Source organism: Deinococcus maricopensis DSM 21211, assembly GCF_000186385.1.
Lineage (GTDB): Bacteria > Deinococcota > Deinococci > Deinococcales > Deinococcaceae > Deinococcus_B > Deinococcus_B maricopensis.
Map to the genome: position 1 here is coordinate 1,546,482 of NC_014958.1, position 25,012 is coordinate 1,571,493.

General features: G+C 69.4%; 25 protein-coding genes and 2 tRNA genes. 11 read left to right on the forward strand and 16 right to left on the reverse strand.

Features of this window, described 5'->3' with window-relative positions; genetic code table 11:
- Positions 1–29: 29 nt before the first annotated feature.
- Positions 30–236 carry a hypothetical protein gene (locus DEIMA_RS17840; protein ID WP_013556592.1) on the forward strand — a complete coding sequence of 69 codons (207 nt, stop codon included), beginning with the start codon at positions 30–32 and terminating at the stop codon, positions 234–236.
- 66 nt (positions 237–302) lie between these two features.
- Here DEIMA_RS17840 and DEIMA_RS07290 read toward each other — a convergent pair whose 3' ends face one another.
- The 3 genes from DEIMA_RS07290 to msrB form a co-directional block, all read right to left on the reverse strand.
- Positions 303–773 carry a helix-turn-helix transcriptional regulator gene (locus DEIMA_RS07290; protein ID WP_013556593.1) on the reverse strand — a complete coding sequence of 157 codons (471 nt, stop codon included), beginning with the start codon at positions 771–773 and terminating at the stop codon, positions 303–305.
- Positions 774–927: 154 nt separating this feature from the next.
- Positions 928–3,501 carry a DNA polymerase I gene (gene polA, locus DEIMA_RS07295; RefSeq protein WP_013556594.1) on the reverse strand — a complete coding sequence of 858 codons (2,574 nt, stop codon included), beginning with the start codon at positions 3,499–3,501 and terminating at the stop codon, positions 928–930.
- 96 nt (positions 3,502–3,597) lie between these two features.
- Entirely contained in the window at positions 3,598–4,050 is a 453-nt protein-coding gene (gene msrB / locus DEIMA_RS07300; protein ID WP_013556595.1) for a peptide-methionine (R)-S-oxide reductase MsrB, read from the reverse strand.
- Between the two features lie 238 nt (positions 4,051–4,288).
- Here msrB and DEIMA_RS07305 point away from each other — a divergent pair, with 238 nt between their 5' ends.
- Entirely contained in the window at positions 4,289–4,750 is a 462-nt protein-coding gene (locus tag DEIMA_RS07305) for a PA2169 family four-helix-bundle protein (protein WP_013556596.1), read from the forward strand.
- Positions 4,751–4,804: 54 nt separating this feature from the next.
- On the opposite strand, the gene DEIMA_RS07310 is transcribed toward DEIMA_RS07305, so the two are convergent.
- The 5 genes from DEIMA_RS07310 to DEIMA_RS07330 all read right to left on the reverse strand — a co-directional run bounded on the left by DEIMA_RS07310 (position 4,805) and on the right by DEIMA_RS07330 (position 9,571).
- Positions 4,805–6,379, reverse strand: a complete 1,575-nt coding sequence (locus DEIMA_RS07310) for a HAMP domain-containing protein (RefSeq protein ID WP_013556597.1) — start codon at positions 6,377–6,379, stop codon at positions 4,805–4,807.
- Complete coding sequence (locus tag DEIMA_RS07315; protein WP_013556598.1) at positions 6,376–6,801, reverse strand: DUF8082 domain-containing protein; 426 nt, start codon at positions 6,799–6,801, stop codon at positions 6,376–6,378. Before DEIMA_RS07315 ends, DEIMA_RS07310 begins: the two co-directional genes overlap by 4 nt.
- Positions 6,798–7,610 carry a hypothetical protein gene (locus tag DEIMA_RS07320; protein ID WP_013556599.1) on the reverse strand — a complete coding sequence of 271 codons (813 nt, stop codon included), beginning with the start codon at positions 7,608–7,610 and terminating at the stop codon, positions 6,798–6,800. The genes DEIMA_RS07315 and DEIMA_RS07320 overlap by 4 nt, the downstream gene beginning before the upstream one ends.
- 319 nt (positions 7,611–7,929) lie before the next feature.
- A complete protein-coding gene (gene abxC / locus DEIMA_RS07325; protein WP_013556600.1) occupies positions 7,930–8,553 on the reverse strand; it encodes a monothiol bacilliredoxin AbxC in 624 nt (207 codons plus the stop codon).
- 52 nt (positions 8,554–8,605) lie between these two features.
- Positions 8,606–9,571, reverse strand: coding sequence for a class I SAM-dependent rRNA methyltransferase (locus DEIMA_RS07330; RefSeq protein ID WP_013556601.1), 966 nt, complete (start codon positions 9,569–9,571; stop codon positions 8,606–8,608).
- A 143-nt stretch (positions 9,572–9,714) separates the two neighbouring features.
- On the opposite strand from DEIMA_RS07330, the gene DEIMA_RS07335 reads away from it, so the two are divergent.
- Positions 9,715–10,158: a hypothetical protein gene (locus tag DEIMA_RS07335; RefSeq protein ID WP_013556602.1), complete on the forward strand. Its 444-nt coding sequence runs from the start codon at positions 9,715–9,717 to the stop codon at positions 10,156–10,158.
- Between the two features lie 39 nt (positions 10,159–10,197).
- Here the strand turns inward: DEIMA_RS07335 and DEIMA_RS07340 are convergent, their stop codons facing one another.
- The 5 genes from DEIMA_RS07340 to DEIMA_RS07360 all read right to left on the reverse strand — a co-directional run bounded on the left by DEIMA_RS07340 (position 10,198) and on the right by DEIMA_RS07360 (position 15,525).
- Entirely contained in the window at positions 10,198–11,367 is a 1,170-nt protein-coding gene (locus tag DEIMA_RS07340) for an acetyl-CoA C-acetyltransferase (RefSeq protein ID WP_013556603.1), read from the reverse strand.
- Positions 11,368–11,435: 68 nt separating this feature from the next.
- Complete coding sequence (locus DEIMA_RS07345; protein ID WP_013556604.1) at positions 11,436–12,113, reverse strand: response regulator; 678 nt, start codon at positions 12,111–12,113, stop codon at positions 11,436–11,438.
- The gene (locus tag DEIMA_RS16870; RefSeq protein WP_013556605.1) at positions 12,077–13,315 is read right to left on the reverse strand and encodes a sensor histidine kinase; all 1,239 of its coding nucleotides are present in this window, start codon (positions 13,313–13,315) and stop codon (positions 12,077–12,079) included. Before DEIMA_RS16870 ends, DEIMA_RS07345 begins: the two co-directional genes overlap by 37 nt.
- A 58-nt stretch (positions 13,316–13,373) precedes the next feature.
- Positions 13,374–13,736 (reverse strand): DoxX family protein, encoded by a 363-nt coding sequence (locus DEIMA_RS07355; RefSeq protein WP_013556606.1) that lies wholly within the window; start codon positions 13,734–13,736, stop codon positions 13,374–13,376.
- 115 nt (positions 13,737–13,851) lie between these two features.
- Positions 13,852–15,525, reverse strand: a complete 1,674-nt coding sequence (locus DEIMA_RS07360; RefSeq protein ID WP_013556607.1) for a 30S ribosomal protein S1 — start codon at positions 15,523–15,525, stop codon at positions 13,852–13,854.
- A gap of 244 nt (positions 15,526–15,769) precedes the next feature.
- On the opposite strand from DEIMA_RS07360, the gene DEIMA_RS07365 reads away from it, so the two are divergent.
- The 5 genes from DEIMA_RS07365 (at position 15,770) to DEIMA_RS07385 (ending at position 18,366) form a co-directional block, all read left to right on the forward strand.
- A tRNA-Gln gene (locus DEIMA_RS07365) sits at positions 15,770–15,843 on the forward strand.
- Positions 15,844–15,967: 124 nt separating this feature from the next.
- Positions 15,968–16,930 carry a thioredoxin-disulfide reductase gene (trxB, locus tag DEIMA_RS07370; RefSeq protein WP_013556608.1) on the forward strand — a complete coding sequence of 321 codons (963 nt, stop codon included), beginning with the start codon at positions 15,968–15,970 and terminating at the stop codon, positions 16,928–16,930.
- 156 nt (positions 16,931–17,086) lie between these two features.
- Positions 17,087–17,605: an HD domain-containing protein gene (locus DEIMA_RS07375; protein WP_013556609.1), complete on the forward strand. Its 519-nt coding sequence runs from the start codon at positions 17,087–17,089 to the stop codon at positions 17,603–17,605.
- Between the two features lie 86 nt (positions 17,606–17,691).
- Positions 17,692–18,234, forward strand: coding sequence for an HAD family hydrolase (locus tag DEIMA_RS07380; RefSeq protein ID WP_013556610.1), 543 nt, complete (start codon positions 17,692–17,694; stop codon positions 18,232–18,234).
- 57 nt (positions 18,235–18,291) lie between these two features.
- Positions 18,292–18,366, forward strand: a tRNA-Glu gene (locus DEIMA_RS07385).
- Between the two features lie 53 nt (positions 18,367–18,419).
- Here the strand turns inward: DEIMA_RS07385 and uvsE are convergent.
- From uvsE to prfA, 3 genes are read right to left on the reverse strand one after another with little or no spacing between them, the layout of a single operon-like run.
- Entirely contained in the window at positions 18,420–19,349 is a 930-nt protein-coding gene (uvsE, locus tag DEIMA_RS07390; RefSeq protein WP_043817192.1) for a UV DNA damage repair endonuclease UvsE, read from the reverse strand.
- Positions 19,350–19,405: 56 nt separating this feature from the next.
- Positions 19,406–19,903, reverse strand: a complete 498-nt coding sequence (locus DEIMA_RS07395) for an NUDIX hydrolase (RefSeq protein ID WP_013556612.1) — start codon at positions 19,901–19,903, stop codon at positions 19,406–19,408.
- Positions 19,904–19,962: 59 nt separating this feature from the next.
- The gene (prfA, locus tag DEIMA_RS07400; protein ID WP_013556613.1) at positions 19,963–21,051 is read right to left on the reverse strand and encodes a peptide chain release factor 1; all 1,089 of its coding nucleotides are present in this window, start codon (positions 21,049–21,051) and stop codon (positions 19,963–19,965) included.
- A gap of 212 nt (positions 21,052–21,263) precedes the next feature.
- On the opposite strand from prfA, the gene DEIMA_RS07405 reads away from it, so the two are divergent.
- From DEIMA_RS07405 to cysS, 3 genes are all read left to right on the forward strand, one after another.
- Positions 21,264–22,226, forward strand: a complete 963-nt coding sequence (locus DEIMA_RS07405) for a homoserine dehydrogenase (protein WP_013556614.1) — start codon at positions 21,264–21,266, stop codon at positions 22,224–22,226.
- Positions 22,227–22,398: 172 nt separating this feature from the next.
- Positions 22,399–23,349, forward strand: a complete 951-nt coding sequence (locus DEIMA_RS07410) for a polyprenyl synthetase family protein (protein ID WP_013556615.1) — start codon at positions 22,399–22,401, stop codon at positions 23,347–23,349.
- A gap of 166 nt (positions 23,350–23,515) precedes the next feature.
- Positions 23,516–24,973 carry a cysteine--tRNA ligase gene (gene cysS / locus DEIMA_RS07415; RefSeq protein ID WP_013556616.1) on the forward strand — a complete coding sequence of 486 codons (1,458 nt, stop codon included), beginning with the start codon at positions 23,516–23,518 and terminating at the stop codon, positions 24,971–24,973.
- The last annotated feature ends 39 nt before the right edge of the window (positions 24,974–25,012 follow it).

The window sequence follows — 25,012 nt, forward strand, 5'->3', positions numbered from 1 at the left end:
CGCTCCCGCCGGGTCACGGGAAAGTCATCATGACGACAGCTTCACATGCCCTCAGCGTCCGCTGGGTGCCCGGCACCATGAACGAGGTCCAGTTCATGCTCGGGCAGGCGCTTCACCGCATTCACCTCAGCGCCCTGCACCGCACCTTCGGCGCGCGCAGCAGCGACCGCCTGTACCTGCAGGGCCACATGACCGTGCAGGTCTCCAGCAGTGAACTGCGCACCTTGTTGCGCTAAACGCCCCACGCAAAGCGGCGCGCCGCTTTGCGCGCCTAATCAGTGCGGGTCCGCCTCCCCGCCCGCTCAAGAGGACAGGGTTGCCGTGGGCATCGCCATACTCCGGGTGCGCTGGTAGATTGCCAGCATGCCGACGTACCGGACGTGCACCAGACCCCGGCTGTTCAGGTGACTGAGGCTCTGGTTCGTCGCGGGCAGCGTGAGGTTCAGCAGCCGCCCCAGGTGCGAGGCCGAATCCGGCTTCTGGTCCAGCGCGTGCAGCACCCGCAGATCCTGCATGCTCAGCGGCGCGCCGTCCGCGCGTTCCGCCGGGTCGTGCGAGGGCGCGCGGACGAACAAGGACTGCCCGTACACGGTGGCGTACGTCTGCAGCACGTGATGTTCCCGCACCAGGGTCGCGAGGGCCTCGCGCACCAGCGTGCGGTGCAGGTGCGTCTCCTGCATGACGCGGCTCTCGGTCCACTGCGGCGTGTGGCTGAACAGGGCGTGGATGCTGCGAACGGCGCGGGCCAGATGGGTCGGATCGTGGAAGGTCATGGTGCTCCTGACGAGCGTGCAATGAGAGACGGCGCGCGCCCCGCTCAACTCATCGGAAGAGCGGGGCGCGGGGACGGACTGAGCCTCATCACCTTACCGGCCCATCAGGCCGGGCGGGGTTCAGTTAGATGGGCGGGTCTTCATGCAGCGCGGGTCACTTCGTGTCGTACCAGTTCGGGCCGGTGCCGATCTCCACGCGCAGCGGCACCTTCAACGTCACGACGCCCTCCATCACGCGCCGCGTGAGCGCCGCGACCTCGTCCGCGCGGTCCGACGGCGCCTCGATCAGCAGTTCGTCGTGCACCTGCAGCAGCAGGCGCGCGCCGAGTGCGCTGAGCTGCTCGTCCAGTTCGACCATCGCGATCTTGATGATGTCCGCGGCGGTGCCCTGAATGGGCATGTTGTACGCCACGCGCTCCCCGGCCTCACGCATGGTGCGGTTGGCGCTGCGCAGCTCCGGCACGAGGCGGCGGCGGCCGTACATCGTCTCCACGTACCCGTGCTCCCGCCCGAATGCGAGGGTCGCGTCGATGTACTCGCGGATGCGCGGGTACGTCGCGAAGTACCGCTCGATGAAGCGGCTCGCCTCCGCGAACGAGATGCCCAGGTCGTTGCTGAGGCGGTGCGCGCTCATGCCGTACAGCACCCCGAAGTTCACGGTCTTCGCGGCGCGGCGCTGATTTGGCGTGACGAGGTCCTCCATCACGCCCAGCACCTGCGCGGCCGTGCGGCGGTGAATGTCCGCGCCGCCCACGAACGCCTCCTGCATGAGCGCGTCGTCCGCGATGTGCGCGAGCAGCCGCAGCTCGATCTGACTGTAGTCGGCGCTGATCAGGCAGAAGCCGTCGTCCGCGATGAAGCCCTTGCGGATCTCGCGGCCCGTCTCGCTGCGGATGGGGATGTTCTGCAGGTTCGGGTTCAGGCTGCTCAGGCGTCCGGTCGCCACGGCCGTCTGCGCGAACGTCGTGTGCAGGCGCCCCGTGAGGGGGTTCACGAGGTTCGGGAGGGGGTCGAGGTACGTGCCCTTGAGTTTCGTCAGCTCGCGGTACTCCAGCAGCAGCGGGATGATGGGGTGCTCGTCCCGCAGGGGTTCGAGGGCGCTCACGGCGGTGCTGCGCTTCCCGGTGAGTTTCGTCTTCTTGCCGCTGGCGAGGCCCAGCTCGTCGTACAGGACGCTTTCGAGCTGGTCGCGGGAGTTGACGCTGAACGGGTGCCCGGCGAGCTCCTGAATGCGCGCGTCGAGTTCCTGCGCGCGCGCGCCCAGGCTGTCGCTCAGGCCGCGCAGGTACGCGCTGTCGAGGCGCACGCCGCGCACCTCCATGCGCGCGAGGACGTGCGCGAGGGGCCGCTCCACGTCCTTGTACAGCTGCGCGCGCTTCTCGTCGAGTTGCGGACGCAGGGCCGTGAGGAGTTGCGCGGTGGCGAGCGCGCGGGTGGGCGCGTCGTCCGGCCAGGGCGCGCCGAGGTGCGCCTGCGCGAGCAGGCTGGCGTTCGTGACGGTGTTGTCCAGCAGGTACGCGATCAGCAGCGGGTCCTCGCCGGGCTCGACGCTCACGCCGCGGACCTGCAGGTGCGTGGCGAGCGCCTTGGCGTTCACGGCGTTCACGACGCGCACCCCCTCGAAGGCGCTCAGGTCGACGCTGGGCGTGGCGCCCTCCTCGGCCGACGCGTGCGGCGCGACGCGCGCGACCTCCGCGCCGAAGGTGGCGGCGTCGAGCAGGTGCGCGCTCAGCTCGTCCTCGCGGCTCAGGCGGTAGCCCCAGGCGGCGTCCTCGGTGGGCGTCGTCCACGCTTCGGTGGCTGGGGCGCCCAGCGCGAGGGTCGCGGGGGCGCTGGCGACGTCCCCGGCGGCCTGCGCGCTCATCAGGGCGTCCACGTCCTTCAGGAGGCTGTTGAGCTCCAGTTCGCGCAGGATCGCCAGGGCCGCGTCCCGGTCGCCGTGCCCGCGCAGTGCGCCGAGCTCCACGTCGAGCGGCAGGTCCGTGACCATGCACGACAGCTCACGGCTGAACAGCACGTCCTGCACGCTCGCGGCGATCTTCTCCTGCGTGCCCTTGGGCTTCAGCGCGCCCGCTTCGGCGGCCTGCAGGACCGCGTCGAGGCTGCCGTGCTCCTGCAGGAGCTTCGCGGCCGTTTTCGGCCCGATGCCCTTCGCGCCGGGAATGTTGTCGCTGGCGTCCCCGGTGAGTGCGCGGTAATCCACCCACTGGCCGACCGTCACGCCGTACTTCTCGAGCACCTCGTCCGGGCCGAGCAGCTTGAAGTCGCTGGTGAGCACCTTCACGCGCTCGGACAGCAGCTGGTACGCGTCGCGGTCCGACGTGACGATGCGGACGTTCAGGCCCTGCGCCTCCGCACGTTTCGCGAGCGTGCCGATCACGTCGTCCGCCTCGTACCCGGGCACTTCCAGGCGAGGGAGGCCCATGGCGTCCACGAGCGAACGGATGCGGTTGATCTGCTTCGGCAGGTCCTCAGGCGTCTGCGCGCGCCCCGCCTTGTACCCCTCGAACTGCTCATGCCGGAAGGTCTTCACGGGCGGGTCGAAGACCACGATGACCTGATTGCTGACCTGCTTCTCAAGGCGCAGCGTGAGACGCAGGAACCCCAGGATGGCGTTGGTGCTTTCACCCGCGCTGTTCGTGAGCGGCGGAATCGCGAAGTACGAGCGGTACGCGAGCGCGTGCCCATCAATAAGAACCACAGTGTCCGGCGCCGTCATGCCGCGCATTCTACCCTGAGCAGAATGAACCGCTCCGGCGCCCCGCCCGGCCTTCACGGCAGGGACATGCCCGCGCGCGGGCATGCCCTATGCGGAAGTGGCCGCTCAGCCGCCGACGAACAGCCGCTGGTACTCCCCGTACCCTTCGGCTTCCAGCTGCTCCACCGGAATGAACCGCAGCGCCGCCGAGTTGATGCAGTACCGCAGCCCGCCGTGCTCGCGCGGGCCGTCGTCGAAGACGTGCCCGAGGTGCGAGTCGGCCTGCGTGGAGCGGACTTCCGTGCGCACCATCCCGTACTGCCGGTCCACGCGCTCCGTGATGCCGTGGTCCGTGATGGGCCGCGTGAAGCTCGGCCAGCCGCACCCGGCGTCGTACTTGTCGGTGCTGCTGAACAGCGGCTCGCCGGACACGACGTCCACGTAAATGCCGGGCTCCTCGTGATCCCAGAATTCGCCGGTGAAGGCGCGTTCGGTCGCTTCGTGCTGCGTGACGGCGTACTGCTGCGGCGTGAGGCGCTCGCGGAGTTCCGCGTCCGTCGGTTTCACGTACTCACTCATGAAGGTTCCTCCTGCAATGAAGTGCGCCGAGCGTACCGCGCGCCGCGCGCGCGAACTGCCAGCGAACGCCCTTTTCGTCGGGCTCTCCGTAAGATTCCCCGCCATCTAGCGCACCGTGAAGCCCGCCCGAAGAGCCCCTGAACCGCCCTGAACCTCCGTCACACGGGTCGCCACGCCGCGCGGCGTACGTTGACAGCAGTGAGCCGGGCCGCGCCTCGCGGCCCTACAGGAGGTCACCATGCTGACGAACGAACAAACCCTCGACAAACTCCAGTACATCCTCGGCACCCTCAAAGATGGCGAAGTCGGGTACAAGGACGCCGCTGAGCACACCACCGACCCCAGCATCCGCACCCTGATGCTCGAAGGGCACCAGCAGCGCTCGCAGCTGGTCGGCGAGATCGAGCAGCACATCGCGCGTCTCGGTGGCGCGCCCCAGGAACGCAGCAGCGTCGGCGCGGCCCTGCACCGCACGTGGCTGAACGTCCGTGACGCCCTAACCGGCAAGGACGACTACGCCGTCGTCGCCGAAGCGGAACGCGGCGAGGACGCCGCCGTCGAGAACTACCAGGACGTCCTCAAGGAAGAGGGCCTGCCGGCCGACGTGCGCAGCGTCATCGAGTCGCAGTACACGCAGGTCAAGGGCATGCATGACCGCGTCCGCGACCTTAAGCACACCCTGGAAGCCAACAAGGCCTGAACGCCACACAAGGAAGCGCCCACGGACAACCGTGGGCGCTTCCTTGTGTGAGGGTTAGTTGCGGCTGCGGCGCTTGCGGAGGCGTTCCATCGCCGCTTCCAGCGACAGGCGCATGCGCTCCAGGGCCTGGGCGAGGTCGCCGACCTCGTCGTTCTGGTTCACGCGCACGGGCGTGTTCAGCTGGCCGAGGGAGATCGCGTCGGCGCTCTTCACGAGCTGCTCGATCGGCTGCACGATGCGGCGGGCGGTGCGCGCGGCGAAGTACGCGGCGAGCGCGAACGCGAGCAGCGACAGCGCGAAGATGATCGCCAGGGTGCGCGTCACGAGCGCGAACGATTCGTTGCCGGGCACGCCGATGGCAATGCGGTACAGCGGCTGCTGGCCCTTGAGGGTGGTGGGGGGGCCGGCGACGCGCTGGTCACCCTTCTGGTACACGCCGATGCGGTTCAGCAGGTAACGGGTCGAGACGACCTTGTTGCTGGCGGGGTCCGCGATGCGCTGCTTCAGCGAGGCCACTTCGGGGTTGTCGGTCGCGCCGACCGCTTCGAGCTGCGCGAGCTGCTCTTTGAGGCGCGCCACGGGGTTGTCCTTGTCAAGGAACTCGCTGCTGCTGGGGTTCTTCTGCACCCACTGGGTGACGCGTTCCTGCAGGAACGGGTCGGCGTCGACGTTCTTGCTGCGGAAGAAGTTCGTGCCGTCCGGCAGCTCCACCTGCACGAACCCGACCGACGACTGCTGAAGCAGCGCGTCGAGCTGGTTGTACACGGTGTCCTGGTTGGTGGTGTCGAGGTTCGTTCCCACGGCCGTCGCGACCGCCTGAGCGCCCTGGTAGATCAGCTGACGCTGCGAGGAGGGCAGCACGAACGCCAGCAGCGCCAGCGTCGTGAGGGCCGTTACGGCGAGCGGCAGCAGCGCCGTGAGGGAGATGCGGCGGGCCAAGCTGGTGCGGCGCGGGCGCGGCCCGGCCGTTTCCGTCGATTCCGCGTCGAAGGACGTGGCAAGCACCGACGCCGTCTGTTTCGGCGCGGGCGTGGCTTCTTCGGTGCGGGTGCCGGGCAGCGTCAGCGACCCGGTGAAATCCGACCACACGTCGTCGGCCGCGGCCGGCACGCCGGTCGGGGCGGGCGCCGCGTCTTCCACGACCGCCACAGCGGCGGGGGCGGGAGGGGCGACCACGGCCGTGGCCGTGCCGGGCGCGTCCGCCATGAAGGCGTCGGGCGCGGCGGCGGCGCTCATGGCGGGCGCTGCCGGGGACGGCGTCGTCACGAGCAGCGTCTCGGAGGTGGTGTACGCGGAAGGCAACGCGTCGCTGCTGGCGTCCTTGGTGAGGGTGGACCCAGCCGGGGCGGCGGGCACCGGCGGCGTCGGCATGGCGGGCATGGCGAGCGGCGCGTCGGCGGCGTCATCGGCGACTTCTTCCAGCGACACGTTCGCGCCGTTGGTGCGGAACATGTTCAGCAGCAGTTCCGCGCGGGCGCGGCTGGTGGGCTTCATCAGGCGGCCGGCACGGCGACCCGCGAGCTTCTCGGCCTGCGCGAGCGGTAGGCCAAAGCGCTCACCGAGCACGGTCACAAGTTCCGCACGGCGGTCATCCGGAACGGGTTGGCGAATCACGACGGTGTACTTCATGCGAGTCCTTTCGAGCGCAGACGCTGCGCGAACGCGGCGCGGGCCGGCGGCTGGAGGCTCCCCGCCAGCTCATTGAGGAATTCCGACAGGGTTCCGTTGTCCCCCACGTTGTCGAGAGCTTCGTCCACCAGCAGCTCACCCATGGGGCCGACAGTGGCCACCAGGCAGGCAGACACTTCTTCGATCAGTTCGTCGGTGAGGCGGGCGTTGGCGTTGTTGGCAGTGGCGTTCGCGGCGGTGGCGAGCTGAATGGCGCGCGCGATCAGGTCGCGGACCTGCGGGACGCTCATGGCGACGGACCGCGCGATGGTGTCCATGCTGCGCTTGCCGTTCATCTGGTCGATGACGCGCCACATGGCGAAGGGCAGGGCGGTGTCGTCGGTCACGCCGTCGGGCATGTTCGGGTAGTCAGTCAGGGTCACGGGATATCACCTATTCCGGAGAGACTCCATTCGGGCCGCAGACGCAGTTCGCCGAGGGGGAGGTTGACGACGCGGACGCCGGAGCGGCGCATCATGTCGGCGAACGCGTCACGCAGCGCCGGGTTCAGCTCGTCGGTGGGCACGTCGTCCGCGACGATCAGGGTCGCGCCGTCGAGCGTCACTTCGCGCGCGAACGGGTCGAGGCAGGGGTGATCGTCGGCCAGTTCAACGGTGGTCGACTGCCAGAGCTGCCCGAGCGGCACGACCTGCGAGACGTGGCTGAGCACGGCGTTCCAGAAGCCCACCATGTCCTGCACGCCCACGTCAGGGGTGACGGTGATGGTGGCGGGCGTGTCGTGCGCGGCGGGCAGAACGCCGCCGAGGGCGCGTCCGGCCTGCCAGAAGCTGGCGCGGTCACCGGCGAGGACGATGCCGCTGAACCGCGTCGATTCAAGCTGCGGGCGGGCGTCGCTCCACGCGGCCTGCCCAGGCTGGGGCGCGGCGGTGCGGTGCGTCCAGGTCATTTCGGCGACGGTCGCGTCGAGCAGGTACAGGCTGACCTGCGCGCGGGGGAAGGTGCGGGCGATGGTGGCGAGGTCGGCGTCTTGAGTGCCGATGTGGCCACCGAGGCCGTCACCGCCCACCCAGACGAATCGGCCACGCTGTCCACCCGCCGTGACGTCAAGGACGCCACTCAGGAACGAGCGAGCCCGTAAATCCGCGAAGACTTCGGGCCACGGGTAATGGTCCGTAGAGAGATCCGCATAAGCAGTGCGGTCTCGGGGAACCTCAAGCCAGACATGAGCCATGATTCCGTAAAAGCTTAGCGGTTCCTGAAGGGCCGGGAAAGGGGGCGGACAGAAGTGAATGCCGTCATGGGCCAAGCGTACCCCAGCGAATGTCACTGAAGTCTTTCCAAACTCGCAGGGCCGCGCCAGGCCGAAAAAAACTCGTCTGGATGGAGATTTATCATGTGCGCAGGCCAGGGCGTTGCACGTGCCGTCCCCCGGCGCGCCCGGAATGTGCGCTCCAGCGTCAGGGCGCGCTGCCCTCAACGCGGCCTGTCATTCGCCAAGTCCAACATGAAGGCAGGGCGAGGTGCCCGGCACCCCGCCCTGCCCCGGTCGTTCAGAGTTGCGCGAGCAGTTCCTGAACGCGGCCGCGCAGGTCCCCACGCTCCGCCGGCGCGCCCAGCTGATGCAGCCCACCGTGGTACGCGTCCGGGTCGCCGAACAGGCGCGACAGCAGCTCGAACTCCGCCTGGCTGCGCAGGCTCGCGTCATCGCGGAACATCGTCACGTACTGATCCTGGAACGCCCACTCGTTCAGGCGACCATCCAGGAAGTCCTGCATCAGGCGCTTGTACGGCTCGACGTTCCCCTGCGTCCGCACCTGCCCCTCGGCGGCGCGCGCCGGCACGAACTCGTCGAACACCGGCGTGAGCGCACCCGGCGTGATGTCCCAGTTGTCCACGTCGAACACCGGCTGCCCCTCGCGGAACAGGATGAACTGCGGGCTGTGGTGCACGATGCCGGTACGCTCCGCCACGTGGTTGCTCGCGGGACGCCAGTCCACCACGCGGATGAACCCAATCGGCAGTTCGTGGCCCTTCAGGAACGTCTCCAGCACGCCGAAGCCCTGCATGGTCTTGTGGCACGTGCCCGCCTTGAACACAGCGGCCAGCGGGTGCTCCGCGAGGAAGGTATCGACCTCTTCGGGGGTGGTCAGCGGAACGAGAACCTGTTCACTCATGCCGTCATCTTACCGCCCACTTTGGAAAGCGAAGTGACGCGCGTTACGGCGCTCACGCGAGCCGCAACGCCAGCACCTTCAGGTGCGCCGCGCCCGGGTAGTCCTCGCCCGCCCCGAGCCGCGCCTCCACATGCCCGCGCCGCCCCGCGCCGCGCACGCCCGCCAGCGCCTCCCGCGCGAACAGGTCCTCGGGCACCCCCGCATGATTCGTCATGGCGAGTAGCGCCCCGCCGGGCGCCACCACCCGCGCCGCCGCCGCCGCCAGCGTCCCGTAGTCGCGTTCCGCGCGCCACGTCCCGGATTTCCCGCGCGCGAAACTCGGCGGGTCCAGCACCACCACGTCGAACGCCCGCTCCTGCCGCGCGAACCGCGCCAGCCAATCGAACACGTCCCCGTAAATGAAGTCCTCGTCGGGCGCCTCCACCCCGGACAGCGCGTAATTCTCCTGCCCCCACGACAGCACCTTCCGGCTCGCATCGAGGTTCTTCACGACCTCGGCGCCCCCGAGGCGCGCCATCAACCCGAACCCGCACGTGTACGCGAACGTATTGAGCACGCGCGCTCCAGCGTGATCGCGCACCCACGCGCGCGCGGGCCGCGCGTCCGTGAACAGCCCCACGCTCAGGTCAGCTCCCGGACGAATCAGGAACGGCACGCCGCCCTCCAGCGCCACCACCTCCGGCGCCGCCTCGCCGATCACCGGGTCCGGCGGGGACAGCAGCGCGCGCGCCGTGTTCGCCACGTGCTTCGCCTCCACCGGGCGGCGCTTCAGGTACACGCTCCGCGCGCCCGTCACCTCGGCCACGCGTTCCGCCAGCGTCAGCTCCGGCCCAGACGGGAACGCGCGGTACGTGCTCAGCACGGCCACGTCCCCCGCGACGTCCACGGTGAACGCCCCCTCCGTTTCGGTCAGGTGCGCCGCGCGGTACACCGTGGTGCCCTGGCCGGGCAGGTGCGCGCGCCGCGCACACGCGCGCGCCAGGCGGTCACGAAGGTCAGCGGGCAGAGGAGACGACATCACCGCGAAGTCTACCGCCTCACGCCCACAGCGCCCCCAGGCGGCCACGGCGCACCAGCCCAGTCACCACGGCGCGGCGCAACCGGCGCTGTCAAGCGCAAAGCGGACGCGCTCACCCTCAGCGGTGTGCGTACGCTGGGGGCATGAGCCTGCTCACCTCACCCACCGTCCGCCTCCTCGGCTACCTGGAAGGCCGCACGCGACTGGAAATTGCCCCGAACCTCGACCCGCGCGACCACGCCATCGTGGACCGCTGGGCCCGCGACCTGCGGTCCGACACCAGCCCCCTGCAACGCCTGCTCGGCACACTGCGCCGCGAGCCGCGCGAAGGGCGCCCGGACGTCCGCACGCGCGCGGGCGAACTGCGCGTCCGCGCCCTCATTCACGAGGAAATGGCCCGTTGGCGCATGGACGCCGCCCACACCGCCGCGGAAAACAACGCCCATACGCCCGACACCGGGATCTGGTTCACGGAAGCCTCGCACCTCCGCGACCTTGCCGTGTCCGACACGGTCGACGCGGACGTGCTGCCCACGCACCACGCGGCGGCCGGGCACCTCGACCTCGGCGTGCGTCTGCAGGAGTGAGGGGGCGCACTCGCTGCGCGCCCCCTCACTCCTGTGGCGTTACTGCGCTTCGAGGATCATGGCGATCCCCATGCCCCCACCGATGCACAGGCTCGCCCCACCGAGCGCCTTGCCCTCGCGCCGCAGCGCGTGCACCAACGTGACGAGCACGCGCGCGCCCGACGCGCCAATCGGGTGCCCGAGCGCAATCGCGCCGCCCGTCACGTTTACGCGCGCGGCGTCCACGCCCAGGTCCCGCACGACCGCGAGGGACTGCGACGCGAACGCCTCGTTCAGCTCCCACAGGTCCACGTCGCCGGCCGCTACGCCCGCGCGGTCCAGCGCCTTCGGCACGGCTGCCGCCGGCCCGATCCCCATGAACGCCGGGTCCACACCGACCGCCGCGTACGCGCGGATGCGGGCGAGCACCGGCAGGCCGTGCGCGCGCGCGTAGTCGCCGGTCGTCACGGCGAGCATGGCCGCGCCGTCGTTGAGGCCGGACGCATTCCCGGCCGTGACCGTCCCGTCCTTCTTGAACGCGGGCTTGAGCTTCGCGAGCGCTTCGAGGCTGGTGGCGCGCGGGTACTCGTCCGCGTCGAACGTCACCTCGCCCTTGCGGCTTTTCACGGTCACGGGCGTGATCTCGTCGCGGAACGCGCCGGTCGCCATGGCGCGCGCCGCCCGCGTCTGGCTTTCCAGCGCGAACGCGTCCTGGTCCTCACGCGTGATGCCGTATTTCTCGGCGACGTTCTCCGCCGTGATGCCCATGTGGTAGTTGTGGAACGCGTCCGTCAGGCCGTCGTGGATCAGGTGGTCGAGGGCTTCGGCGTGCCCCAGGCGGTACCCTTCGCGCGCGCGCGGCAGCAGGTACGGTGCGCGACTCATGCTTTCCGTGCCGCCGGCGAGGTAGAGGTGCCCGTCGCCGGACTTCAGGCCCTGCGCGGCACTCACGACCGCCTGCAGGCCGCTGCCGCACACGCGGTTCACGGTGAGGCCCGGCACGTCGTGCGGCAGGCCGGAGCCGATGGCGATCTGCCGCGCGACGTTCATGCCCTGTCCCGCCTGCAGGACGTTCCCGACGATTACGTCCGCGATGTCCTCCTGAGGGAGGCCGTCCGCGACGGCGCGCGTGACCGCCACGCCGAGGTCCACGGCGTTCACGCCCGCGAGGCTGCCCATGAAACTGCCGATGGCGGTGCGTTGCGCCGCCACAATCACGATGTCCGTCATGCCGCGAGTGTACCAAACGTTCGTTCGTTGTCCCGCCGTCGGGCACACCTACTGGTTATGCGCTCGGCTCAGACGTCCAGCAGCCCCGCCTCGCGCGCGACCCGCACGGCGTCGAGGCGGTCCGTCGCGCCGAGCTTCCCGAGGATGTTACTCACGTGCACCTTCACGGTGCCTTCCGTCAGCGTCAGCGCCTGCGCGATGCGTTTGTTCGCCAGCCCCCGCGCGATCAGCGCTAGGATCTCCGTTTCGCGCGGCGTGAGCCGTTCCGGCGTGACCGTCACGCCCCGCCGCTCGCGCGACAGCGCGTCCGCGAGCACTTCCGCCACGCGTGGCTGCACGTAACGCTCCCCGCGCGCCACCCGCACGATGGTGTCACGCAGCGTCACGACGTCCACGTCCTTCAGCAGGTACCCACTCGCGCCGGCCTGCAGCCCACCCACCATCGCGTCCTCCTCCTCGAACGTCGTGAGCAGCACCACGGGCGGCCCGCTGCGCGCGCGCAGTTGCGCCGTCGCCTCCACGCCGCCCATGCCGGGCATGCGCACGTCCATCAGCACGACGTCCACGTCGCCCGGGTGCGCGTCCACCCACGCCACCGCGTCCTCGCCGCTGGCCGCTTCCGCCGCGACGCTCACGCCCTCCTCCAGGTCCAGCAGCGTCCGCAGGCCCACGCGCACCCACGGCTGATCATCCACCACGAGCACGCGAATCACGCGCCCGCTCCGTTCGTTTTCACGGTCATCCATAACTTGAATTCTCCCTCCCCGTACGTGCCGCCGGCCGCGCCGCCCAGATGCGCGGCCCGCTCCCTCAGCCCGGCGATGCCCTGCCCGCCCACCGGCGTGGGGTGCGCGTCCGGCGCGGGGTTCCGGGCGGTGAGGGTCACGTCGCCTGCCCCGAACGTGACGTGCAGCGTGAGCGGCTGCCCGGGCGCGTGCTTGCGGGCGTTCGTCAGGGCTTCCTGCGCCGCGCGGTACACCGCGAGCTGCGCGTCCTGCGAGACGTGACTTTCGGTGCCGTCGATGCGCAGCGTCACGTTCGCGTCGCCCCAGTCACGCAGCAGCGCCCGCAGGGCCGGCGCGAGCCCCGCGCCGATCACGTCGGGCCGCAGCGCCTGCACGGCCCGGCGCACGTCCGCGATGGCCTCGGTGTTGCGGTCCAGCACGCGCCCCAGCACCTCACGGGCGCTGCCGGCCTCCTCAGGCAGCAGGCGCGCGAGGGCCTGCAGCTCGAAGCGCTGAGCGGTCAGTTGATGCCCAAGCGTGTCGTGCAGCTCCCGGGAGATGCGCGTGCGTTCCTCGAGGTGTGCGTGCCGGATTTCCCGGTCGCGGTACGCGCGCAGCAGCGCGTGGCTCTCCTGCAACGCCTCGCGGGCGTGCGCCTGGCGCACGCCCAGTTCGAAGCTCAGCAGCGTGTAGCCGCACACCACGGTCGTGATGAGCACCGCAATGACTGTCCACAGCAGCAGGTACCGCCACGGCCCGAACAGCCCGTCGCCGTTCACCTGCGCGAGCAGGCTCACCCACGCGAACTCCGCCGCGAACGCCACCGCGAGTGCCAGCCCGACCGCCTGCCAGAACCCGAGTTGCAGACGCAGCAGCACGACCACGTACACCAGCGCGAGCAGCGGCTGGTAGTACAGGGACAGCAGGAAGCTGATGGCGGCGACCACGGCCGTCCCGGCGTAGCGCCAGCCGGCCACCTGACTGCCGAGCCGCACGACGATGGCCGCCCACAGCACGCCCGCGAGCAACACCTTCCCGCTGGCGAGCACCCACCACGGCTCGGTGGGTAATTTGTCCGCGTCGATGATCAGCGGCTTGGTGAGCAGCACCAGCAGCAGGATCATCAGGACGTTCAGGCCAGAAAAGACCGCTGCGAGGCGCGCGGACGGCTTCATCTGCGCGAACAGCCCACGGGGAGCGGGCAGGGGCGTCAACTCGGGCACGCGCCCATGCTAGCGGCTGGCCGGCCCCGGTCACGCCTCCCGGCGGGCATATGCCGCGTCAGCGTCGGCCTGCACGGTACGCCCACCACAGCAGCGGGAGTTGCAGCGGCAGCCGTGCCCACAGCGCCCACACGGGCAGCTGCGGGAAACGCTCGGGGTGCAGCGTCATGTACACGTTCGCCGGGAAGACGGCGACCAGCAGCGCCATCAGGCCGACGCTCGCCGCGCGCCGCGTCGGGCGGTACAGCAGCCCCAACCCGCCCGTCAGTTCCGCCGCGCCGCTCAGCAGGGTGGCGGGCCGCGCCGGGAGGGGCGGTGGGACGATCGCGTCAAAGAAGGCGGGGCGCAGGAAATGCAGGGTGCCCGCCGTGATGAACAGCGCTGCGAGCGGCAGCGTGGCGCGGGAAGCAGGGGTGGTCATCGCCTCAGCGTGGCACGTACGGCGGCGCGGGAGTGGAGTGGGCACTTCAGAGCGGTGGGGGAGAGGACCAAAAAGAACCGGGAGCGTACGCTCCCGGTTCCGAGGGGAAGGGCGATTACTCGCTCTTCTCGCCTTCTTCTTTCTTGTCGTTGCCGAGGCCGAACTGCGCGAAGAGGTCGGCGTACACGTCGCCGAGCTTCGTGCTGATCTTGCCGCCCTGGCTGGCGTCCTTGGCGTTGTAGCTGTAGTCGTAGTCGCCGCCACCGCGACGGCCACCACGGCCACCACCGCTGCGCTGACCGCCGCCCTGGCCGCCGAACTGACGGTCACGGCTGCCGCCGCCCTGGCTGACGTAGTCGCCGCCACGCGCCGGGGCACCACCGAGGGCGCGACGACGGCTGAGGCTGGCGCGCTGCTCGACGGGGTCGATGTTCAGGATGACGGCTTCGATCTCGTCGCCCTTCTTGAACAGGTCGGCGGGGTTGTTCACGCGGTTCAGGTCGAGTTCGCTGATGTGGATCAGGCCCTCGATGCCTTCCTCGATTTCCATGAACACGCCGAAGTCCGTGAGGCCCGTGACCTTGCCCTTGACCGGCGTGCCGGGGGGGTAACGGTCGGGGAGGGCGCTCCAGGGATCGTCCGTGGTCTGGCGAAGACCGAGGCTGATACGCCGGTCTTTCGGGTCGATGCGCAGGATGATCGCCTCGACTTCGTCGCCTTCCTTGAGGACTTCGTTCGGGTGACGGACGCGCTTCGTCCAGCTCATTTCGCTGACGTGCACCAGGCCTTCGAGGCCGGGTTCGATTTCCACGAACGCACCGAAGTTGGTGAGGTTCGTGACCTTACCCTTGACCTTCTGGCCGATGGCGAACTTGTCCACGGCGCTTTCCCACGGGTCGGTGGTGAGGGCCTTCATGGACAGGTTGATGCGCTCGCGGCTGGGGTCCACGTCGATGACCTGGACGTCCACCTTGTCGCCGACCTTGACGACGTCGCGGGGGTGGTTGAAGCGACCAAAGGTCAGCTCGCTGCGGTGCACGAGGCCGTCGATGCCGCCGAGGTTGACGAACACGCCGAAGTCGGTGATTTCGACGACTTCACCCTCGAACTTCGCGCCGGGCTCGAGCGTGTGCATGGTCTCTTCGCGCGCCTGGGCCTTTTTGGCTTCCATGATGGCGCGGTGGGAGATGATCACGCGGTTGCGCTTGCGGTTCAGCTCGATGAGCTTCACTTCGAGGGGCTTGCCGACGTACGGATCGAGGTCGTTGACGCGGCGGGTGTCCACCTGGCTGGCGGGCAGGAACGCGCGAATGCCGTCGATCTGGGCCACCAGGCCACCGCGCACCTTCTCGATGATGTCGACCTGGAAGGGCTCGTCCTTGGCCTGCATATCGGCCAGGACGCGCCAGCCCTTATCCTGATCGGCGCGCTTCTTGCTCAGCACGATCTGGCCGTTGGCCAGGTCCGAACGCACGACGTACGCCTCGATCTGATCGCCGGGCTTGTACTGTTCCTGCGCTTGTTCCTGGGTGAGGGGTTCGTCGGCGAGCTGGTTGAAGGGGATGAGGCCTTCCACCTTGGCGCCGACGTCCACCATCAGGCCTTCGTTGCCGATAAACACGATGGTGCCGGTCAGGACGTCACCGCGGTTGACCTCGCGGATCTCGGGGGCGGACTCGCTGGCGAGCACGTCCTCCATGGTCATGGCGGGGTAGTCGCGTTCGGCGCCCGTGGTTTCGGGCTGAGCAGTCCCGCTCTGGGCGGGGGTCGGGGTAGCCTGGTCTTCCATTAACTTGGTTCCTCCTACGTACCTGCGCGCTCGCTCCGGCCATGCCGGCAAATCGCGCGCGCGGCAACACCTCAGTGTAGCATCCCATGAGGGGGGATTGCAAATAAGGATTTTGGCGTGTGGTGCGCATTCCGTGCGTCCTTCACCGGTGCAGCTTCCCGGGGGGTGCTTGACGAGGCGGCCAGTCTCGACGTAGACTCATCCCCGCTTCCCGAGAGGCGAAGCGACCGCCAGAGTACAGCGTTGGGGCATCGTCTAACGGCAGGACGACGGTTTCTGGCACCGTTAATCAAGGTTCGAATCCTTGTGCCCCAGCCAACCTACACCGCCTATCCAGGCGGTGTTTTTTTGTTTGGTCAACGTGTGTGGCCAAGAATATCAATGGCTTTAAAAAGTAAAGCAGAATGCTTTGCGTTGCCGTCCGCTCTGCTACGCTACACCCATGACGCAGTACGACGTGGTCATCATTGGCGGCGGCCCCGCCGGCCTCACCGCCGGCATCTACACCGGCCGCGCCAACCTCAAAACCCTGATCCTCGAAAAAGGCCAGCCCGGCGGGCAGATCGCCCAAACCGAAGAAGTCGAGAACTACCCCGGCTTCCCTGAACCCATCCACGGCATGGAACTCGCGCAGCGCATGGTCCAGCAGGCCGAGAAGTTCGGCGCGGTCCTCGACATGGACGAAGTCCAGAGCATCAGCCACGACATCAGCAGCCACACCTTCACCATCACCGGCTACAACGGCACCTACACGGCCAAAGCCGTCATCCTGGCCACCGGCGCGAACCCCAAACGCCTCGGCATTCCCGGCGAGGAGAACTTCTGGGGACGCGGCGTCAGCACCTGCGCCACCTGCGACGGCTTCTTCTACCGCGGCAAGAAGGTCGTCGTGATCGGCGGCGGGGACGCCGCCGTCGAAGAAGGCCTGTTCCTCACCAAATTCGCGGACGAAGTCACGCTCATTCACCGCCGCGACACCCTGCGTGCCAACAAGGTCGCCCAGGCCCGCGCCTTCGCGAACCCCAAGATGAAATTCATCTGGGACACCGTTCCCGAAGAAATCCTCGGCGAGGGTGAAGGCTTCACGCAGCAGGTGCGCGCCGTACGCCTCCGCAACCTCAAAACCGGCGAGGTCACCGACTTCCAGACCGACGGCGTGTTCATCTTCATCGGCCACGTGCCCAACACCGACTTCGTCCGGGACACCGTCAAACTCCGCGACGACGGCTACGTCGAGGTAACGGACGACATCTACACCAGCGTGCCCGGCATCTTCGCCGCCGGCGACGTCAGCGACTACGTGTACCGCCAGCTCGCCACCAGCGTCGGCGCCGGCACCCGCGCCGCCATGAGCGCCGAACGCATGCTCGCCGCCCTCGAAGTCGAAGAAACCGCCGCCGACTGAACCCTCACCAGGTTGCCCCACACTCCAATCGCCGAGCGAGGCCCCGGACATTCCGGGGCCTCGCCCACTTCAGGCCCCGTCGTGGGCCCGTCCGGGCCAGGGAGGTATGCCCCGAGGGGCACGCCGTCGCCGCGTCCGCTCGCGTATCCTGCGTCGGTGATCGGGCGAACCCTCTGGCGCAAGGCGCGCGGCCTGCGCGGCAAACTGCGCCGACTGGCCCGCAGCGTTAGCGCCCGGCAGGCCCACCCGGACGACGCCTGGGCCGAGCGGCACCTCACCCCGCCGGAAACGCGTGTGTACGCCCGCATGGACGCCCGCGACCGGGAGCACGCCCTGCGCGTCACGCGGCGCATGCTCCGCGACCACCCGGACGCGAGCGCCGACCTCGTGGCCGCGGCGCTGCTCCACGACTGCGGCAAGAGCATCCGCCCGTACCGTGTCCTGGAACGCGTCCTGCTGGCGGCCATTCCCAACCGCGCCGCGCGGCTGCTGCCCGCATGGACATTTGGACCGTTCGCCGCACTCACGGTCCGCGCGCACCACCCCACCCTGGGCGCCGACCTGCTCCGCACTGCCGGCGGGCGCGCGCGCGTGGCGCAGCTCGTGGCACGCCACCACACCCCCGGAGCGGACGCGGAAGCGGCGCTGCTGCACCTGTACGACGACCTGGAGTGACGCAGCGCGCCGCAAGGTCGTGTCTGGGGCGTAGAGCACAGGCGCGTCAGATTTCGGTGAGCAAAATGAGGTACGTTGGACGCAGCATGACCTCGTCTGGCGCCCACAACAGCCCCCGCGTGCTCCTGTTCGACTGGGGCGATACGCTGATGCGCGACAACCCCGCCGAGATTCGCAAGATGCGCGACTGGCTCCACGTGGAGGCGCTGCCCGGCGCCAACGAGACCCTCGCCACCCTCCGCGCGCGCGGCTACCGCCTCATCATCGCCACGAACGCCGCCGAGTCCTGCGCGCACGACGTGCTCAGCGCGCTGGACCGCGTGGACCTCGCCGTGCACGTCGAGCGCGTGTACACCGCCCGGGACCTCGGCATCACCAAGCGCGACCCACGCTTCTACAGCGTGATCCTCGCGGACCTCGGCGTGAGCGCCCACGACGCCGTGATGATCGGCGACGCGTGGAGCAGCGACGTGCTCGCGGCGCACGCGGCCGGCCTTGACGCCGTGTGGCTCAGCGACGCCCCCGCCCCCGGCGATCTGCCGCCCGGCGTGCGGCAGGTGCGCACGCTGATGGACCTGCTGCGCCTGTTCCCGCCGCTCGGCGTGACCCCTCACTTGACAACCAGCTGAGCGGGACCTAGACTGCCTTCCGCTCGACGCTTGAGCAATGGCTGGCCGCCACACAGCGGCCCCATCGTCTAACGGTTAGGACACTACCCTTTCAAGGTAGCGATACGGGTTCGAATCCCGTTGGGGTCACCACCACGCGCGGGGGATGCATGCATCCCCCGCGCGCTTTTTGGCCTGTCCGCGCCTCAACGGCCCACGAACGGCGCCCGCGCCCGCAGGTCCCGGATGGCCGTCTCCTTGCCTTTCGCCTCAACCTCCACCCACGGCACGTCCAGATACGCAGAAGGGTACACCGAAATCAGGTCCGCGTGCCGCCGATCATGCGGCCCCTCGATGCCGCTCGACAGGTGCACGATCTGCCACGCCGGGTCGGGCCACGTCGCGCGCGCCTCCAGCGTGAATGCCCGCACGGACGCGTCCTCCTGGTCCGGCAGTTTTTCCTTCACGACATGATGATGCGCGTCGAACACCATCGGCACGCCAGCCGCGCGGCACACGCCCAGCACGTCCTGCGCCCCCACCGACACCTCGTCGTTCTCCAGCGCCAGCCGTGCGCGCGCGTTCGCGGGCAGCGCCGCAATGGCCTGCACGAGTTCCGGCATGCGCCCGCGCTTCCCGGCGTGCAGGATGATCGGCGCCCACGCGCTCGCCGGCAGGTCCATCAGGTCCAGCACGTCCGCGTGGAACGCCAGGACGCGCGCGCTCGTCGCGGCCACCTCAGGCCGCTCGCTGTTCAGCACGATGAACTGCTCCGGGTGGATCAGCAGGCGAATGCCCAGCGCGCGCGCCCTCTGCCCGACGCGCGCGAGGTCCGCGCGCAGCCCCTGCAGCACCGCCCACCCCACGCCGTCCGCGTAATCCGCGAGGGGGAACAGGTGCGCGCTCATGCGGAACAGCCGGATGCGTTCACGCGCGCAGAACTCCAGGCCGCGCAGCAGCCGCGCGAGGTTGTCGGCGTACAGTTCCGCCAGCCTCGGCGCGCGGGCGTCCTCGGGCAGCGCGGAGTAACTCTTGAGGGTGATGGTGCGGAAGCGCACCTCGTCGGTGGTGGTCATGCATACCAGCCCCAGTTCCGACTGGCACACGGGGCTGGGGGCGTCAGCAGCGTCACTCATCTTGCCATGCTGCCGCGCCCCCATGAACACCACCGTACGTTTACGCCCGAATGCCTTCAGGAACCGCGCGGCGCGAGCGGCGGGATGCGCAGGCCCCCTTTGCCGTCCCAGCCCTTGAAGGCGTAGAAGCGGCCCGGCAGGCCCGTCGTGAGGTAGTCATTGAGCGGCTCACGCATCGGCGGGCTGTCCAGCCGCGCGATCGCCTCCTCCGGCGTGAAGAAGCGCGCCTCCACGATGAACCCGTCCGGGTCCGACGGGTTGAGCAGTCCTTCCCACGCCGCCTCGAACACCACCGCGATGGCCCGCTCCCCGCGCCGCTCATCCTCGATGTGCACGGTGTACGCCATGTGCTTGATCGCCGTGAGTTTCAGGCCCGTCTCCTCGTAGATCTCGCGGACCAGCGCCTCGGGCACGATCTCACCGGCTTCCACCATGCCGCCCGGCAGGGTGTAGCGCACCCGCCCGGCGCCCTGCCAGTCGTTCCCGACCATCAGGACGCGTCCCTGCGCGTCGCGCAGCACCGCCGCCGTCACGAGCAGGTCACGGCGCGGCATGCGGCACCTCCGCGCGGCACGCCGCAGCCGGGACGAGGGGGGAGGCGCGGCGCGCGCGCTCACGCGCCCGCATGCGTCAGCTCCTGCAGCAGCGCCTCGCGTTCCACGTTCACGAGCGCGGCGATGAGCGGCGCGAGGCCGCCCGCCACCACCGTCTCCAGCGGAAAGTTCTTCACGTCGCCGCTGAGGCGGTGATCCGTGACGCGGTTCTGCGGGTAGTTGTACGTACGGATCTTCTCGCTGCGGTCCCCGCTGCCGACCTGCGCGGCGCGGTCCGCCCGCTCCTGCGCTTCCCGCACGGCCCGCTCCCGCTCGGCGAGGCGCGCGCGCAGCACCACCAGCGCCTTCTCGCGGTTCTTGATCTGGCTGCGTCCGTCCTGGCAGACGACCACGATCTCGTCGGGCGTGCCCGGCCGGTACACGGCGCGCACCGCGCTGTCGGTGGTGTTCACGCCCTGCCCGCCCGCGCCCTGCGAGCGGAACACGTCAATGCGCACCTCGGAAAGGTCGAGGTCCACCTCGGCGTCCTCCACCTGCGGCAGCACCGCGACCGTCACGGTGCTCGTGTGAATGCGCCCCTGCGTTTCCGTGGCGGGCACGCGCTGCACGCGGTGCACGCCCCGCTCGAAGCGGAACGCGCGGAACGCCCCGTCGCCGGTCACCTCGAACGTCACTTTGCTGAGGCCGCCCAGGTCGCTTTCGTTCGCGTCCAGAACGGCGAGCTTCAGGCCGGCGCCCTCCGCGTACCGCTCGTACATGCTCAGCAGGTCCGCGGCGAACAGCGCCGCCTCGTCGCCGCCCGCGCCCGCGCGAATCTCGACGATGCAGTCGTGCGGGTCGTGCGGGTCGGTGGGCAGCAGCAACACTTCCAGTTCCGTGTCGATGGCGCGCATGCGCGCCTCGGACGCGTCCAGGTCCGCGCGCGCCAGGTCACGCATTTCCGGGTCGCTGAGCAGCTCGCGGGCGTCTCTCGCCTGCGTGTCGAGCGTGCAGTACTCCCGCCAGAGGTTCACGATGGGGGTGAGTTCCCGGTGGCGCCGCGCGACGCGCCGGTACTGCCCCTGATCGCTGATGATGTTCGGGTCGGCGAGGTGCGCCTCGACCTGTTCGTACTCGTGTTCCAGCGCCGCCAGTTTCTGCGTCAGCATGGCGGCGCTCCCGCGCGAACAAGGTGATGGCCGTTGTCGTGGATCATGTGGAGCAGTGTACTGTCACGCTGCCGGGCCCGCCTGCGCGCGTAAAGAAGTCGTCATGGCCCGCCCGGTGAAATTCTTAGATTCCCACGAGCCCGCCCGGACCGTGCGGGCTCATCTAGCTGCCGGGCGCTCGGGCGCGCGCGGCGCTGCGTACACTGCCCCTCATGCGAAGTGTCAATATCGGCCTCCTCGGGTGCGGCACGGTCGGCGCGAACGTCCTGACGCTGCTGGAGCGTCGCCGGCCTCTGCTCGAATCGGTGGGCGTGCGCGTGAACGTTGCTGGCGTCCTCGTCCGCGACGCGTCCCGACCCCGTGATGTCCCGCCCGGCACGCCTCTCACGGCCGACCCGGCCTTCCTGAACGAGTGCGCCGTCGTGATCGAGGCGATGGGCGGCATTGACGGGCCGCTCGCGCTGCTCCGCCCGTTTCTCGCGTCGGGCCGCAGCGTCATCACCGCGAACAAGGCCCTGCTTGCTGAACGCTGGGATGAACTGCGCGGCTACGCGCTCGCCGGGGAGCTGTACTACGAGGCGTCCGTCATGGCGGGTACGCCCATCATCGGCCCGATGAGCACGGTGCTGCGCGCCAGCGAGTTCAGGCGCTTGCAGGCCGTGCTGAACGGCACGTGCAACTACATCCTCACGCAGATGGAAGGCGGCCGCAGCTACCAGGAGGCGCTCGCGGAAGCGCAGGCGCTCGGGTACGCGGAAGACCCGCCTACGCTCGATGTCGGCGGGTTCGACACCGCCCATAAGCTCGCGGTGCTGGCGCGCTTCTGCGCCGACGGCGACTTCCCGTACAGTGCCATCCGCGTGCGGGGCATCGAGCAGGTCACGCTGGACGACGTGCAGGACGCCCTGCGGAACGGGGAGCGCATCAAGCTCGTCGCGGAACTGCGCCGCACGCCAGGCGGCTGGGACGCCAGCGTCGAGCCGCGCCGACTGCCCGGCACGCACGCGCTGTGCACCAGCGGCGCGAGCCGCAACGCCATGGTGTTCGAGGGGGAGGAGTGCGGCGAGCTGTTCTTCGCGGGGGGCGGCGCGGGCGGCATGGTTACGGCGTCCGCCATGATGGGCGACCTGCTCGACTACCTGATCGGCTTTCCCGGGCACGTGCCGCTGCATTGAGTTGACCCGCGCTGCATACCGTGCTATTTTTATATTCATCAGCGGCCCGAGTGGCCGCTTTTTTCGTGCCGTGCTCCGCGCCCCTGACGACCCACCTGACCCGCATGGTGTATGCTCAGCGGTTCGCGCGCAGGGGACATTTTGCTGCGCCCACCCGCCCTATACTGCACACGTGAACGGTGCGCTGTCCTTCCCTACAGACGCCTTCGAGGCGCGGCTCCGCGAGGTCCTGCGCTCCCAGGTGGAATTCATCGAGCTGATCGGCGACGACCTGGTGACGGCCGGCGGCAAGCGCACGCGCCCCGCCCTGACGTACCTCGCGTTCCGCGCACTCGGCCTTGACGCGCACCCGCAGGAACACGACGTGGCCGTCGCTGTGGAACTGCTGCACAGCGCCAGCCTCCTGCACGACGACCTCATTGACGACGCCGATACGCGCCGCGGCGCCCCCACCGCCTTCCGCCGCTTCGGGAACGTCGTCAGCGTCATGAGCGGCGACTACATGCTCAGCAAACTCCTCGTGCTGCTCGCGAGCACCACGCCCGGCCTCGTGCGCGCCTTCGGCGAGACCGCCGCCCACGTCTGCGAAGGGGAAGTGCTGCAGTTCCAGGTGGCCGCGTACGGCGAGTACAGCCACGAACATTACCTGAACGTCATCTACGGCAAAACCGCCGCGCTCGTGGAACTCGCGGCGAGCGCGCCCGCGCTGCTGGTCGGCGCGAGCGACGCGCACCAGCGCGCCCTCGCGGACTTCGGTCGGGAGTACGGCATGGCCTTCCAGATGCAGGACGACCTCCTCGACCTGGCCGGGACGGAAGCGCTCATCGGCAAGCCCGTCGGCGGGGACCTGCGTGAAGGCAAGGCGACCTTGCCGATCCTGTACCTCCTCGAAGGGCCTGACGGTGACGAAGTCCGCGCGATTCTGGAGCGCCGCGCCGCGCATGAGGGCGACGTGGACCGCGTCCGCGCCCTCGCGTTCGCGCAGGGCGCCGTGGACCGCACCCGCGCGGCCATTCAGGACCGCGCCCTGCGCGCCGTAACGGCCCTGCGCGCCCTCCCCGCCAGCCCCGCCCGCGACCGCCTGGAGGCCTTTGCGGCGCAGGCGGCGGACCGCGTGAAGTGACGCCCGACCACCCACGCCACTTGGCCGACGCCGACGGCGGGCGCGTGTCGTATACTCCCCGCATGACGTTCAGCGCGTGTTCTTCCCTGTAGCGGACGACACGCCCTCACGTGCCGCCGCGTAGCCCTGCTGCGCGGCGTTTCTGTTGCCACACCCCGGAGGCCCCATGACGCAAACGCTGCCTGACATCTACCTGCACGACACCCTCACGCGCCAGAAAGTGAAGTTCGAGCCGACCACGCCCGGCCGGGTCGGCATGTACCTGTGCGGCCCGACCGTCTACAGCGACGCGCACGTCGGCCACGCGAAAAAGGAAGTCGCGTTCGACGTGGTCCGCCGGTACTTCCTGCACCGCGGGTACGCCGTGCGGTACGTCAGCAACATCACTGACGTCGGCCACCTGCAAAACGACAGCGACGACGGCGAGGACAAGATCGCCAAACGCGCCGCGCTGGAGCAGCTCGAACCGATGGAAGTCGCCGACAAGTACTTCTGGTCGTTCGTGTCCGACATGGAACGCCTGAACGTCCTCAAGCCCAGCATCAACCCGCGCGCCACCGGCCACATCACTGAACAGATCGAGCTGATCGAGGAACTGATCGCGCGCGGCCACGCGTACGCCGCGAACGGCAGCGTGTACTTCGACGTGCGCTCCTGGCCGCGTTACGGCGTCCTGTCTGGCCGGAAGCTCGACGACCAGGAGGAAGGCACCCGTGAGGACGTCCGCGAGGAGAAACGCGACCCGCGCGACTTTGCCCTCTGGAAACGCGCGGAAGCCGGGCACATCATGCGCTGGGACAGCCCCTGGGGCGTCGGTTTCCCCGGCTGGCACATTGAGTGCAGCGCCATGAGCCTCAAGTACCTCGGCGAAGGTTTCGACATCCACGGCGGCGGCCTGGACCTGCAGTTCCCGCACCACGAGGCGGAAATTGCGCAGAGCGAAGCGGCCGGGCACGCGTTCGCGCGGTACTGGATGCACAACAACATGCTCACCATCGGCGGCGAGAAGATGAGCAAGAGCAAGGGGAACTTCACGACCCTCGCGGACCTGTACGGACGCGTGGATCCGATGGTCGTGCGCTTCCTGCTGATCAGCAGCCACTACCGCAGCATCACCGAAATGAACGACGACGCCTTCGTGAGCGCCGCGAATGGGTACCGACGCCTCAACGAGGCCCTGCACGAGGTGGAACGCCGCCTGCCCGACGCGGCGGACGGCGAGGACGCCGCCCTCAGCCGCAAGATCGCCGGGCACGTGGCCGCGTTCGAGGCGGCCATGAGCGACGACTTCAACACGCCCAAGGCAGTGGCGGCGCTGTTCGGCCTGACCACCGACGTGAACGCCGCCCTGAACGCCGGCGCCGTGCCGAACGCCACGCTGGTCGCCGCGCGTGACGCGTACCGTCAGCTTGGCGGCGACGTCCTCGGCCTGTTCGCGGACACTCAGGACGCCCGTCAGGATGACACGCAACTCGTGAGCGCCCTGATGGACCTCGTGCTCAAGGCCCGCCAGAACTACCGCCTGAACAAACAGTACGGCGAGGCCGACGAACTGCGTGACACGCTCACGAAGGTCGGCGTGACCGTCGAGGACACCAAGGACGGCCCGCGCTGGCGCCGCTAAGGCCCGACCATGCAGGAGGCCCGCGCCGGGATGCGCGGG